This is a genomic window from Micromonospora vulcania, assembly GCF_042658605.1.
Classification (GTDB): domain Bacteria; phylum Actinomycetota; class Actinomycetes; order Mycobacteriales; family Micromonosporaceae; genus Micromonospora; species Micromonospora vulcania.
On the sequence record NZ_JBHSQS010000009.1, the window covers coordinates 195,800 to 208,882 of the forward strand.

The 13,083-nt window shown below is 72.8% G+C and carries 14 protein-coding genes and 1 pseudogene; 9 read left to right on the forward strand and 6 right to left on the reverse strand.

Annotated features, from left to right (window positions below):
- Positions 1–64 precede the first annotated feature (64 nt).
- The 3 genes from ACFQGL_RS17450 to ACFQGL_RS17460 form a co-directional block, all read right to left on the reverse strand.
- Entirely contained in the window at positions 65–1,822 is a 1,758-nt protein-coding gene (locus ACFQGL_RS17450; RefSeq protein ID WP_377512991.1) for a M28 family peptidase, read from the reverse strand.
- A 134-nt stretch (positions 1,823–1,956) separates the two neighbouring features.
- On the reverse strand, positions 1,957–2,727 hold the full coding sequence (locus tag ACFQGL_RS17455) for a superantigen-like protein SSL4 (protein WP_377512993.1): 771 nt from the start codon (positions 2,725–2,727) through the stop codon (positions 1,957–1,959).
- Positions 2,724–3,230: a SigE family RNA polymerase sigma factor gene (locus tag ACFQGL_RS17460; RefSeq protein WP_377512995.1), complete on the reverse strand. Its 507-nt coding sequence runs from the start codon at positions 3,228–3,230 to the stop codon at positions 2,724–2,726. The genes ACFQGL_RS17455 and ACFQGL_RS17460 overlap by 4 nt, the downstream gene beginning before the upstream one ends.
- 139 nt (positions 3,231–3,369) lie before the next feature.
- On the opposite strand from ACFQGL_RS17460, the gene ACFQGL_RS17465 reads away from it, so the two are divergent.
- Entirely contained in the window at positions 3,370–4,200 is an 831-nt protein-coding gene (locus ACFQGL_RS17465; protein WP_377512997.1) for a DUF3152 domain-containing protein, read from the forward strand.
- 24 nt (positions 4,201–4,224) lie between these two features.
- Here ACFQGL_RS17465 and ACFQGL_RS17470 read toward each other — a convergent pair whose 3' ends face one another.
- The gene (locus ACFQGL_RS17470; protein ID WP_377512999.1) at positions 4,225–4,866 is read right to left on the reverse strand and encodes a hypothetical protein; all 642 of its coding nucleotides are present in this window, start codon (positions 4,864–4,866) and stop codon (positions 4,225–4,227) included.
- 98 nt (positions 4,867–4,964) lie between these two features.
- Between ACFQGL_RS17470 and ACFQGL_RS17475 the strand changes: the two genes are divergently transcribed.
- The 3 genes from ACFQGL_RS17475 to ACFQGL_RS17485 are packed head-to-tail and all read left to right on the forward strand — an operon-like array spanning position 4,965 to position 7,163.
- Positions 4,965–6,089: a hypothetical protein gene (locus ACFQGL_RS17475; protein ID WP_377513001.1), complete on the forward strand. Its 1,125-nt coding sequence runs from the start codon at positions 4,965–4,967 to the stop codon at positions 6,087–6,089.
- A gap of 19 nt (positions 6,090–6,108) precedes the next feature.
- Positions 6,109–6,513 (forward strand): YbaB/EbfC family nucleoid-associated protein, encoded by a 405-nt coding sequence (locus tag ACFQGL_RS17480; RefSeq protein WP_377513003.1) that lies wholly within the window; start codon positions 6,109–6,111, stop codon positions 6,511–6,513.
- 23 nt (positions 6,514–6,536) lie between these two features.
- On the forward strand, positions 6,537–7,163 hold the full coding sequence (locus tag ACFQGL_RS17485; protein WP_377513005.1) for a hypothetical protein: 627 nt from the start codon (positions 6,537–6,539) through the stop codon (positions 7,161–7,163).
- A gap of 63 nt (positions 7,164–7,226) precedes the next feature.
- Here ACFQGL_RS17485 and ACFQGL_RS32175 read toward each other — a convergent pair whose 3' ends face one another.
- The gene (locus ACFQGL_RS32175; RefSeq protein ID WP_417565843.1) at positions 7,227–7,919 is read right to left on the reverse strand and encodes a S1 family peptidase; all 693 of its coding nucleotides are present in this window, start codon (positions 7,917–7,919) and stop codon (positions 7,227–7,229) included.
- Between the two features lie 18 nt (positions 7,920–7,937).
- Positions 7,938–8,345 (reverse strand): annotated as a pseudogene (locus tag ACFQGL_RS32180) (snapalysin family zinc-dependent metalloprotease); the annotation flags it as partial.
- A 303-nt stretch (positions 8,346–8,648) separates the two neighbouring features.
- Between ACFQGL_RS32180 and ACFQGL_RS17495 the strand changes: the two are divergent.
- From ACFQGL_RS17495 to ACFQGL_RS17515, 5 genes are all read left to right on the forward strand, one after another.
- Positions 8,649–9,224, forward strand: coding sequence for an AMIN-like domain-containing (lipo)protein (locus ACFQGL_RS17495; protein ID WP_377513009.1), 576 nt, complete (start codon positions 8,649–8,651; stop codon positions 9,222–9,224).
- Between the two features lie 131 nt (positions 9,225–9,355).
- Complete coding sequence (locus tag ACFQGL_RS17500; RefSeq protein WP_377513011.1) at positions 9,356–10,036, forward strand: response regulator; 681 nt, start codon at positions 9,356–9,358, stop codon at positions 10,034–10,036.
- A gap of 13 nt (positions 10,037–10,049) precedes the next feature.
- On the forward strand, positions 10,050–11,429 hold the full coding sequence (locus ACFQGL_RS17505) for an ATP-binding protein (protein ID WP_377513013.1): 1,380 nt from the start codon (positions 10,050–10,052) through the stop codon (positions 11,427–11,429).
- Complete coding sequence (locus tag ACFQGL_RS17510; protein ID WP_377513015.1) at positions 11,426–12,340, forward strand: Gmad2 immunoglobulin-like domain-containing protein; 915 nt, start codon at positions 11,426–11,428, stop codon at positions 12,338–12,340. Before ACFQGL_RS17505 ends, ACFQGL_RS17510 begins: the two co-directional genes overlap by 4 nt.
- 139 nt (positions 12,341–12,479) lie before the next feature.
- Entirely contained in the window at positions 12,480–13,055 is a 576-nt protein-coding gene (locus tag ACFQGL_RS17515) for a TetR/AcrR family transcriptional regulator (protein WP_377513017.1), read from the forward strand.
- The last annotated feature ends 28 nt before the right edge of the window (positions 13,056–13,083 follow it).

Below are 13,083 nucleotides of genomic sequence, written 5' to 3' on the forward strand. Positions count from 1 at the left end.
ACGGGTGTGACTAGATGTCGGGCGGAGGGGGCGTACGCGGCCCCCCTCCGCCCGACGGTTCGGATCAGCTCGCCTGGAGCGTCACGTCGTCGATCACGAAGCTGGTCTGCAGGGAGGAGTCCTCGGTGCCGGTGAACTTGAGGGTCACCGTCTGGCCGGCGTACGCGGCCGCGTTGAACGTGCGCTGCACGTAGCCGGCGGCGGCGTTGAGGTTCGAGTACGTCGCCAGCGTCGTCGAACCCACCTGCACGGTGAGCTTGTCGTACGCCGTGGAGCTGGTGGTCTCGGCGGTGTCGATGTGCAACCAGAAGGACAGCGTGTAGCTGGCGCATCCGGCCGGCACGGTCACCGACTGGGACAGGGTGTCGGTGTGGGTGCTGCCGTACCCGTCGAGCCACGCCTTGTACGACCCGGTCCGGGCCGGCTGACTGCTGGAGTTGGTGATCACGCCGGAGGTCGCGGTCCACGGCGTACTGCCGCTCTCGAAGCCGCCGTTACCGATCACCTGGCCGCCGGCGCAGCCGCCGGTGCCGGTCACGGTGAGCGTGAGGCTGGCGGTACGGGTGACCGAACCGGTGCCGGTGACCGTGACGGTGAAGGTGCCGGTGGCGGCGCTGGCCGAGGCGGTCAGGGTCATCGTCGCCGAACCGCCGGAGGTCACCGAGGTCGGGCTGAAGGAGACGCTCACCCCGCTGGGTGCCCCGGAGGCGGAGAGGCTCACCGTCTGCGCCGAGCCGGCGGTGGTCGCGGTGTTGACGGTGGCGGTGGTGCTGGCGCCCCGCGCGACCGTACGCGAGGTGGGGTTGACCGCGACCGAGAAGTCGTTGGTCGGAGTGCCCCCGCCCACGGCGAGCTGCCACAGCGCGTACGCGACGCCGTCGGCGGCCCGGTTCAGCACGGTGGCGCTGATGTTGGCGGTGGTGTCGCAGGCCCGGTGGTAGCACGGGTCGTAGGCGGCGTTGGCGGTGCCGCCCCACTTGGCGGCCTGGGCGCTCGTCTTACGGGCGCTGGCGCCCGCGGCGTAGCCCGAGGTCAGAATGCCGGCCTGCTGGAAGTAGTAGTCGTCGGAGCGACCCTGGCCCTCGACGTTCTCCTCCGGCTGCAGCCCCAACGAGTCCCAGTACGCCTTCAGCGGCGCCGCCGTGGTGGAGGTGACCCGGTTGATGAAGTAGCCCCCGTTGGTCGAGCCGACCATGTCGAAGTTGTAGTAGCCCTTGATGTAGCCGCGCTGGGTGGCGCTGAGCGAGTTGACATAGAACCGGGAGCCGTTGAGCCCCTGCTCCTCGTCGGTCCACCAGGCGAACCGGACCCGCTTGGTCATCGTCGGGTTCTGCGCGGCCAGGACCAGCGCGTTCTCCAGCAGGGTGGCCGAGCCGGAGGCGTTGTCGTTGATGCCCGGGCCGGCCGACACGCTGTCCAGGTGGGCGCCGAACATGACCACCTGGTCGGCCGGGCCGCCGGGCCACTCCGCGATGAGGTTGTTCGAGGGGTACGTGCAGCTGGAGCAGTTCTGCTCGCTGACGGTGTAGCCGGCCGCCTGGAGCCTGGTCCGCACGTAGCTGACCGAGGCGGTGTAGCCGGCCGAGCCGGCCCGTCGGTTGCCGCCGTTGCTGCTGGCGATGGAGTTGAACTGGGTCAGGTGCGCCTGGACGTTGGTGACGGAGATGTCCGGCGCCGCCAGGACGGCGGCGGGCGCGGCGATCGGCCGGGCCACTGCCGTACCGGTGGTGGGTGACGCGGTCACCGGCTGGGCGGCCAGCGTCACCGTCATCCCGGTGAACACCGCGAGCGCGATGCCCGCGCTCAGCGTTCTGCCTCTCATGGGGGCTCCTCGGGGGTTGGAGAGAGAAGCAAACAGTTGCATGTATCGATGTCTTGGGCATCGGTCGTTCGTCCGGAACCCCCGACTGGACGACCGGACCCGAGCTGCCGGCTACCGCGCGACGCCCACCGGCGTCACAGCCGACGGCTCTTGGCGTCCCGGGCGACGATGCCGTCCAGCTGATCCCCCGGCGTCAGATCGGCCGGATCGAACCAGAAGATCACCACCTGCTGGTCGACGCTCCACCGGGTCAGCCGGGCGTCGACCTGCCGGCCGTCCACGGTGCCGATGATCCGCTGCGCCGGGCCGACGAAGTAGCCGAAGGTGGGCACCGGCGGGCCCAACGTCCGCTGGTCGTACCCGATCTGATGGAACCCCGGACTGCGGTCGACCCCCTCCACGTCGTTGACCAGCAGGTCCGTGGTCAGCGTGCCGTCCGAGGCGCGGCGGCCAGCGACCAGACCCACGGTCACCCGGGGCACCCCCGGCACCTGCACCCGGACGAAATAGAACACCCGCCGTTCCGTGCCGTACGACACCTTGCTGTCGACGACCTGCCCCAGCGGCGACGGCGGCCGCTCGCGATCCGCCCCGGATGAGGACGGCGTGGTCGGCGCCGGCGTGTGCCAGGGCGTGATCGTCGGCGTCGGGAAGGTGGCGGCCGGTGGTCCGGGGGCGTCGGCGACCGGCGGCGGAACCGTCGGCAGGTCCTTCGGCCCGGCGCCGATCACCACCACGGCGACGGCGGCGGCCAGCCCGGCCGCCAGCGTGGCCACACCGGCTCCGGCCACCCGCCGACGGGTCCGCAGCCGGCGTCCCTCGCGCAGCACGGTGGCCAGGTCGAGGGTGGCGTCGGGGCGCTCGGTGATCCGCATGGCGTCGCGGAGCCGGTCCAGCTCGCTCATCGGCACGCCTCCTGACTGTCGGCCGCCTGCGGTGCGGTGGTGGCACGCAGCTTCTCCAACGCCCGCGAGCTGGTGCTCTTGACCGTGCCCACCGAGATGGAGAGTTCGCGGGCCACCTGCGCCTCCGGAAGGTCGAAGTAGTAGCGCAGCACCACGATCGCCCGCTCACGGGGGCTCAACGCGCCCAGCATGGCGGTCAGCCAACGCCGGGTGGCCACCTCGTCGGCCACGTCGTCGCGCCGCTGCTCCGGGACCTCCTCGGTCGCGTACTCCCGGATCGGGCGCCGCCACGCGTCGACCAGATGGTTGACCATCGTGCGGCGGGCGTACCCGTAGGCGTCGTCGTCGCGGATCCGCGACCAGGACGCATAGGTACGGACCAGGGCGGTCTGGGCGGCGTCCTCGGCCCGGTGGTAGTCGCCAGTCATCAGGTACGCGGCGTGCACCAGCCGCGCGGACGCCGCCCGCGCGAACTCGACGAACTCCGCATCACCCCGCGCCACGCCGAAACCCTCCCCAGTGCCACACGTTACGGACGGGCGGGGGCCGCGAAAGGTTGAGTCCCCGCGAGGTCAACCTTTTGGCACGGTCACCCGTCTCTCTCCCCGCGCCGCCGCAGACCGGCGCGCGAGGGAGAGAGACATGTCGACGAAGGCTACCCGCCGGGGGCAGGCCGCCCCTGTTGCGCTGCTGCTGGTGACGCTGCTCACCGGGTGCGGACAACCGGCGACCGGGCATCCCGCGAGCGGCCCCACCACGACCCGCCCGACCTCGGGTGGGCACCCCGCGACCCCGCGACCGGCCGGGGTCGCCGGGAGCGGCAGCGTCGCGCCGACGCCGTCGCCGGCCGTCGTGATCAGCTATCCCGCCACCGGCGGCAACCGCTGGTCGGTGGCACCGGCCGAGACGACACCCGGGCGCGGTGGCGGCGGTCGTCTGCTGCGGTACCGGGTCGCCGTCGAACGCGACATCCGCGGCCTGCCGGTGGCCGACGTCGCCGCGGAGGTCTCCGCGACCCTGAACGACCCGCGTGGCTGGACCGCCGGCGGGACCCGGCGGCTGCACCGGGTGGGCGCCGATACCCCGGCCGACTTCACGGTCTACCTGGCCACCCCCGGCACCCGTGACGAGCTGTGCCAGGACAACCCGGACGGCTACACCTCCTGCCGCAAGGGCGACAAGGTGGTGCTCAACGTGGCGCGCTGGGTCAAGTCGGTGCCGGGTTACAGCGCCGGCCTGGCCGGCTACCGGCAGTACATGGTCAACCACGAGGTCGGGCACCGCCTCGGCATGGGCCACGAGCGGTGCCCGGGGCGGGGTCGGCCGGCGCCGGTGATGCAGCAGCAGACCCTGGGCATGCACGGCTGCACCGCCAACGCCTGGCCGTACCCGGACGGGGATCGGTACACCGGCCCGAGCGGGACGTACCAGGACAGGATCCCGCCGCGCGAGGGTGCCCGGCCGGCGCGCTGAGCCGGGCGGCCCGAGGGCCACGCGTCAGGGCCGGCGTCGGCGCTCCTGTTCGAGGCGCTCGTCCAGTCGACCCATCTCGTAGATGCCGTTGAGGTCGGTCGGCAGGTGTCGGACGTTGTCCGGCACCGGGCCGTCATCGTCCGGGACGGCGGCGAGAACGGGTACGCCGGCCGGCCGGCGGCGACGCAGGAACAGCAGGGCCACCACCAGCGCCGCGAGCGCGCCCAGGGCCGGCAGATAGTACGCGGGCCGCAGCAGCGAGCCGCCCCGGTCGGGGGCGGCGAGCGCCGGGGCGCTGGCCGGTGCGGGGGCCGTGCCGTTCGGCAGGGGCACGGTTGCCTCGCGGGTGCCCCGGTCGCTGCCACCGCGGGCGGGCGCGGCCGGAGCCGCCGGTGCCGCCGACGGCACGGACCCGGCCACGGACCCGGCGGGCGCCGGTGCAGGGGCGGGCGCGGCCGGAGCCGACGGACCGGCGGTCGACGACGGGTTTTCCGTGCGGGTCGGGGACGCGCTCGGCGTGCTGCCACCGCCGAGGATGCCGTCGACGATCTGCCCGACACCGCCGAGCAGACCCCCGACCAGGCCTGAGCTGGCCGACGGAGACGGCGACGGAGACGGCGCGGGTGCCAGGGCGAGGGTGAGCGCGAGCGCGACGACGGCAGGCATGGGTCCACCTCGGAGGGGTCGGTGTGCCAGGCAGGCTACCGCAGGGTGTAGCCGTTCAGTGACCGATGCCATCGGGACCCAGGGCGCGTGTCGCGCGCGTGCGCCATGTCCACGGTCCCCCGAGCGCGCCGTCCTCGCCTACGATGCGAGAAACCGCTGCGGGCGGCGAAGGGGGCGGCATGGCTGACTTCACCGTGGACCCGGTCGACGTTCGTGCGCACGCGCGGACCCTCGGCACCACTGTGGCCGACGACTACGCACACGAGGCGGACGAGCTTTCCCGCGACAGCGGGATCGATCCGCCCGGCTTCGGTATCGCACTGTCGCCGGCGGAGGCGCTCTACATCCAACGCATCGATTTCCTGGTGAAGGACGTGCGCGGCGCCGCCGACGTGTGCCGGCAGATCGGCGAGAAGCTCGGTGTCGTCGCCGATCAGTACGACCGTGCGGAGAACCTGCACGTCGGTGGGTTCGGTGGCACAGCGGTACCGGGGAGCAGCTTCGGCGACGCGTACGGCAAGACCGCCGTGGGCCAGCTGGCCCAGGATCCGGCGCTGCTCGCCGCGGTGGGCGCCTCGATCACTCTGGCGGAGATCGGCGCGATCATGGCCGGCATGTCGGCCTGCGCCGCGATGTGCCCGACGTTCATCATCGGTGTGACCGGCGCAGCCCTGTTCGTGGCCAACCCGCTCGGCATCGCGCAGGCCGGCGCCGATCTGATTCGCCACGGCGACAACCTGCAGAAGGCGCTCAACACGAACTTCGACAAGATCTGCTCGGCGGCGACCGGCACCTGGAAGGGCCAGGGCAAGGACAGCTTCGTCATCATGTCGACCAAGCTCAAGGCCCATCTGGACGAACTCGGCGCGTACATCCGCACCCTGGGCGAGGCGCTGCACTCTCTGGAAATCGCCCTCACCGGTCTGTGGATCGCGCTGGGCACGATGACGGTGCCGTTCCTGACCTGGCTGATCGCCATGCGCGCCGCCGAACTCGTCCCCGGTGCCGCCGTCGTGCTCGAGCCGATCATCGAGGCGGCCGGAGCCGCCGTGGCCGGCTCCGTCACCACCATGATCGCCGGGGTGACCGCGCTGGGCGGGCTGGCCCTCGCCGTCATCAACGGGCTGGCCAAGGATTTCCTGAAGCTGATGGCGCTGCCGGACGACGGCACGGCGGGCACACCGGACCTGACCGAGTTTCGCGTCGGCGAGAACTTCGCCTGACCCCCTGTAGGGAGCCTTCGTGATCGACCCAGACTTGCAACGCCGGATCGAGGGCATGGCCGAGCAGGCGAGCCGGATCGCCGGCACCATGCAGAACCTCACCGGTGCGGGCACCGACGACGCGGAGCTGGTGCGGGCGACGTGCGACGCGAGCGGTCGCCTCGTCGGCATCGAACTGGCGGCGGGCACCCGACGAATGCAGACGTACGAGCTCCAGGAGGCGATCCTCGCCGCCGCTGGCCGGGCCGCCGACGCGGCCAGAGCCAGCCTGGCGGACGCGGTCGCGCAGGTGACCCAGGGCGCCGACCTGTTCGGCGCGGACGCCGTACGCCAGGCCAACGAGCAGGTCGCCCAGTACCAGCGGCTCGTCGACGCGCAGCGGGACAGACTCGAGCAGCTGCGCGCCGGCCTCGGCCAGCCATGAGCACCGACGCACCGGAACTGCGCATGCGTCGGCGCCTCCTGCGGATGCTCGGCACGCTGCGGCCGATCAGGGCCGGCTATCAGATGCGCCCGGTGACTGTCGGCGGGATCTTCGGCGTGGCCGTCGCGGCGGTCATGGCTCCGTTCGTGACCGCGCCGCTGGGTTCGGTGGTGCCGTGGCTGCCGTTCGTCGCCGGACCCGCCGTGGTGGTGGCCGCTCCCCTGCTGTACTTGCTGTTGACCGCCGGTGCCGGTGCCTGGTACGGCACCGGCGCGGGGCATCCGATGCTGTCGGTCAGCGACGGTGAGGTCTTCGGCCGGCTACGTGGCGTGTGGGCCGATGAACTGGCCGACGCCGACCCCGATGACCCGGCCTGGTGGGACCTGCGGCTGCCGGCCCGCGCGCTGACCGGCGTTCGAGTCGAGCGGGACAGCCCCGGCGGGCCGCTGCTCATCCTTGACGTGCCGCCCGCGGCAGCGCAGGCGCTGACGGATCACGCCGACACGCACAAGCTGGCCGAACACTGGCGCAGTCGCGTAGACAGCCCGGCGGCATGGCAGATCGGTCTGTTCGAGGGTCGGTTTCGCCGCGAGCGCCGCCTGCGGGTGTTGCTGGAGGCACTCGCCGCCGCAGGTGGCCCGCGCCCGTAGGGCACTCATCGGGGGCGGAGGACGCGTGTCGTACGCGTCCCCCGCCCGAAGTGTCCGAGGTGGTCAGACCGGCAGGCCGCCGACCTGGGTGTTGATCCACGAGCGGATGGACGGCAGGTCGACGTAGATGGACGGACCGGTGGCGCAGGTGGAGTTGTTGTTACCGGCCCGGCTGGTGGCGCCGATCAGGTTCCACACCCCGTTGACCCGGCGCACCTGCGGGCCCCCCGAGTCGCCGTAGCAGGCGCCGGAGTTTCCGTTGGTGTTGTTGGTGCAGATCTCGTACGGGCCGTTGATCCCGGAGCACCTGCTGTCGGCCACGATGGACGTGTCCAACTCGTTGGCCACCGCGGGAGCCGAACCGCAGCCCGGACGCGCGCAGGTCTGACCCCAGCCGATGATCCGGGTGGCGGTGCCGACCGCGCCGGAGGTGCTCGGGATCGGGGCCGGCGCATAGCTGACCGAGCTGCCCAGTTGGAACAGCTTGACGTCGACGCTCGGGTGGTTGACCGCCCGGGTCACCGAGACGACCGACCCACCGCTGCTGCGGTTGATGCTGCCCACCCGTACCGAGGACGGCGTGGAGCAGTGCTTGGCGGTGACTGCCCAGTTGGCCTTGATCAAGGTGCCGGTGCATCCGGAGACGTACACCATGAACGGGTAGTTCTCCGAGGCCGGCCGGCCGCCGACGACCGTCGGTCCGACGTCCCCGGCGCCGTCCCAGGTGTACGTCGTACCGGTGGCCGGTGCGGTCAGGCTGCCGGCGAACAGCGAGTTCACCCGGGACGCCTCGGCGGAGCTGGGGTTCGCGTTGCGACAGGAGACCGGGGCACTGCTGCCGGACATCAGGTCGGTGCAGAGGCCGGTGCGCCGGTCCGGCAGGCCCAGGATGTGCCCCAGCTCGTGGGCGGCGATCCGGTTGCGGTCGTAGCCCTGGTTGACGGCCGTGCGGCCCATCCAGATCCGGCCCGAGCCGAGCCCGGTCGGTTGCGCCCGGGGCCAGCCGTCGTCGACGTAGATGGTGATGCTGGCCGGCGTGCCGGGCTGGAGCCGGACGGTGCTGACCCGGCTGTTCCAGATCTGCGCCGCCTGGTCGAAGTTGGTGCGGAACTCGCCGGTCCGGCTCGCGTCGTAGTAGACGGTCCGCACGGCGGCGGCCGGAGCGCCGGTGGCGAGCTGCACCCCGGCCGCCGCCAGGGTCGCCACCAGCACGGCCAGCACCGTACGCAGCACTTGTCGTCGGAACATCACGCTCTCCCTGCGATCGTCCGGCGACCACCGGGCCGCCGGTCATTGATATACGTGAATGTTAAGGCGACGGGGGTCGAGATCGGGCATAACGGAACCGTCATACCGACGCCACCGCTGTTACGTGGCAGTTACGCCATGGCGAAGTCGTCGTGGGGTTGCGGGACCACGGTCGATCCGAGGGGCACCGGCAACACCGCCGCGACGTAGTCCCCGATCACCGAACGGAGCACCACGATGAGGATCAGGAGCGCACTGACGGCGCTGGCGGTCGTACTCGCCGGGCTGGTCGCCGGCGCGGGCACCGGTGCCGCGGCGAGCAGCACCACCACGACGGCGGCCGCGTCGCCGTACTGCGGGATCACCTGGGGCAGCGCGGACAAGACCGCCGGCACGTTGAGCAGCGCCCCGCTGGTCGACGTACGGACCGGCCGGCAGGACTGCTACGACCGGGTGGTGTTCGAGTTCGCCGGCCCGGTGGACGGCTACTCGGTCGGCTACGGCGAGACGTGGACCGAGGGCGAGGGGCTGGCGCTGTCGCCGTACACCGCCGGAGGCGCCCTGCTGCGGGTCTCGCTGCGGGCCCCGGCGTACGACGCGGCCCACTCGGGCACCGTCCCGTACCAGGTCGGCGAGCACACCGCGAACCTGCTGCGCTACCCGACGCTGCGCGACGTCGTCTTCGGCGGCAGCTTCGAGGGCTACACCACCTTCGCGGTCGGCGTACGGGCCCGGCTCCCGTTCCGCACGCTCGTGCTGGCGGGCCCCGGCACCCACAGCCGAATCGTGCTCGACGTAGCCCACCAGTGGTAGAAGGAAGGGCCCCTTCCTATCGCCTGGTGCATAGGAAGGGGCCCTTCCTAACGACCGACATCCGGCCGGGCCCTCCACACCGACCGTTTCGCCAGGGCTGCGCACCGTCACCACGGGTCTACGCTCGGGTGGTGGAGGGCCGCGTACTGGTGGTCGAGGACGATGCCTCCATCCGGGAGGTGACCGCCCTCGGTCTGCGCCGCGCCGGCTTCCGGGTCGACACCGCCACCGACGGGCGGCAGGCGCTGGTGACCTGGCGAGCCCGCCCGGTCGACCTGATCGTGCTCGACGTGATGCTGCCCGTGCTGGACGGTCTGGAGGTCTGCCGGGAGATCCGGCGGACCAGTCAGGTGCCGATCCTCATGCTGACCGCGCGCACCGACACGCTCGACGTGGTGGTCGGCCTCGAGTGCGGCGCGGACGACTACCTGCGCAAGCCGTTCGACCTGCCGGAGCTGGTGGCCCGGGTCCGCTCGGTGCTGCGTCGGGCGAGCGCGCCGGTCGCCTCCACCATCATCGAGGTGGGCCGTCTGGAGATCGACCCGGCCAGCTTCGTGGCTCGCCACGACGGCCGGGAGCTGACGTTGACGGCCACCGAGTTCCGCCTGCTGCTGGAGCTGGCCCGTCGGCCCGGTCAGGTCTTCACCCGGGAGCTGCTGCTGGACCTGGTCTGGGAGCAGCGCTTCCTGGGCGACTCGCGGCTGGTCGACGTGGCGGTGCAGCGGTTGCGCGCCAAGGTCGAGGACGACCCGGCGAACCCGCAGCTCATCCGCACCGTACGCGGCGCAGGCTACAAGCTCTCCACGGGCTGACGGGAGGTCGGCGATGGCCGGACGCGGGGTGCCCCCGGGCCGCCTGCGGCGCCGGCTGACGATCGCGTTCGTGCTGGTCGCCGGCGTCTCGGCGGGCCTTCTCGCCGGTGGAACCGGGCTGCTGCTGCGCCAGTCCCGGCTGGACGCCTCGCTGCACGAGGCCGCCGCCGACGCCCGCTACCAGCTCGTCCTCGCCGGACAGTTCCTGCCGCTGACCGACCAGCGCAGCACCGACCTGCTCACCAGCTTCGAGGGCAGCGGCCGGCACGTGGTGCTCGTCGACGGCAGCACCCGAGCGTCGCACCCGTCGTACGCCCCGACGCTGGGCACCCGGCTGCGCGCGACGGTCGCCGATGGACAGCTCGGCTACCAGCGCTCCGCCGCGGCGGACCGACCCCGGCTGTTGGTGGTCGGCGGACGGATCCCCGGCTCGACCGCCGAGCTGTACGTGCTCACCGTCGAGGACGACATCGCCGCCGACCTGGGTCAGCTGCGTACCGCCCTGCTGGCCGGATGGGTGCTCGTGGTGCTGCTCGCCGCCGGGGTCGGGCACACCCTCGCCCGCCGCACGCTGGAGCCGGTGGGCCGGGCCAGCCGCGCGGCCCGAGCGCTCACCGAGGGGCTGCTCGCCACCCGACTGCCGGTGCACGGGCGGGACGAGTTCAGCGTCTGGGCGGCCTCGTTCAACGAGATGGCCGAAGCGCTGGAGTCGAAGATCGCCGCCCTGTCCGCGGCGCAGGACCGGGAGCGGCGGTTCACCGCCGATGTCGCACACGAGCTGCGTACCCCGGTGACCGCCCTGGTGGCCGCGGCCTCGCTGCTGCGCGAGCACCTCGACCAGTTGCCCGACGACGCCCGGCCGGCCGCGCGGCTCCTGGTCGGCGACGTGGTCCGGCTGCGCCGGCTTGTCGAGGACCTGATGGAGATCTCCCGCCTGGACGCCGGGCGGGAGCGGCTGGACGTGGGTCCGGTCGACGCGCCGGCGCTGCTGCGCGCGATCGTCGCGGCCCGTGGCTGGTCGGAGCGGGTGTTGGTCTCCGGCGACCCGGTCGCGCTGCGCACCGACCCGCGCCGGCTGGAACGGGTACTGGCCAACCTGGTCACCAACGCGGTCGAGCATGGCGACGGCGAGATCCGGGCCACCGTGGCCGCGGCGGGCCCGCTGGTCGTCTTCGAGGTCAGCGACCAGGGCGCGGGCATCCCGGCCGAGCACCTGCCGCGCCTGTTCGAGCGGTTCCACAAGGTCGACCCGGCGCGCTCGGGACCCGGCAGTGGCCTGGGGCTGGCCATCGCCCGGGAACACGCGGCCCTGCTCGGCGGGGTCCTGAGCGTGCGCAGCGAATCCGGTACCGGCACCCGGTTCCGGCTGGAGCTACCGGGCGGTGCGGAATGAGACGCCGGGGCACGGCCTGGCTGGTGCTCGTCGCCGCGCTGCTCGCCACCGGCTGCGGAACCCCCCGATCCGGCGCGCTCGGCCCGGCGCCCACCGTGCCGCCGGCAACGCCCGCGCCCACCGGGTCGCCGTCGACGCCCGCACCCACCGGGCGCCCGGACCCGACGCCGGCACCGTCGGCGCCGCCGACGCCCACCGCACACCCGCCCGCGCCGGCCAGCACCGACCCGCGCCGCTCGGACACCGTGACCATCGAGCTGTGGTACGTCCGGTCCGGGCGGCTCGTGCCCACCCGGCGGATTCGGCCGGCCACCGTGGCGACGTCCCGGCTGGCGTTGACCGAGCTGGCCGCCGGGCCCACCGCGACGGAGGCCGCCACCGGGCTGGCCACCCTGCTGCCGGCCGGTGTCGAGGTCACCCGGATCACCGACGGCGTGGCGACGCTCGCGCCGCTGGCGAGCGCCGACGAAACCGCGCAGCGCCGGCGGCTGCGCGAGGCCCAGGTGGTGTGGACGCTCACCCAGTTCCCCACCGTGCGGCAGGTCCGCTTCGGCAGCGGAACGCCGGTCGGCCGGGACGACTACGCGGACCTGCTGCCCCCGATCGTGGTCACCGGGCCGAGCGTCGGCGACCGCGTCGGCACCCCGCTCACGGTCACCGGCACCGCCGAGGTGTTCGAGGCCACCGTGAGCGTCCGGGTGCTGGACTCCGCCGGCCGGGAGGTGGCCACCGGCTTCGGCACCGCCAGCTGTGGCAGCGGCTGTCGGGGCGGGTACCGGGTGGTGGTCGGCTGGCGTACGGCCCGCGAGCAGCGCGGGACGGTCGAGGTGTACGAGGTGTCCGCCCGGGACGGCGCCCGGATCAACACGGTGGCCGTGCCGGTGATCCTCTCCCCCGCCGCCGGGGGCTGACCGCCGCGTTCATCCGCCCGACGCCGCGGTGAAACGTAATCGTTTCGTCGACTCAATGCGACGCAACTCATAAAACCCTGCACGATCAGTGATCAGCGAACTAGGGTCGGTACGACATCGTTTCACGGGGGGGTGCGGGATGCTGGGCGGTCAGCAGGTGGGTGCGGGTGCCGGGGTGCCGGCTGCCCGCAGCGCGCGGTGCACCGACAGCGCCCTCTACGCCGTGGTCATCGACCTGCTGCGCGAGGTCGGCTTCGACCGGATGACCATCGACGCGGTGGCCGCCCGGGCCCACGTCAGCAAGGCCACCATCTATCGACGCTGGGAGGGCAAGGCCGAGCTGGTCGTCGCCGCCCTGCGTGATCGGCACGTGGGTGTGCACAACCCACCGGACACCGGTTCGCTCCGCGGCGACCTGATCGAGCTGCTGCGCGCGACCGCCGCGATCTGCGTCGCCGACTGCGACCTCATGCAGGCGTTGACCTTCGCCATGCGGACCAACCCCGAGTTGGAACGCCTGGTACGCCACCAGGTGCTGCCCGCCGGCCGGGTGGCCAGCACCGCAATCCTGGTCCGCGCCGCCGCCCGGGGGGAGATCCCACCCGAGGCCGGCGAACGGGAGCTGTTCCACGACCTGGCGCCCGCGCTCAGCATGTCGCGCACGGCCTACCCGCCGACGACGCGTTCGTCACCCAGGTCGTCGACCAGGTGCTGATCCCGGTGCTCCGCTACCAGCCCGACAG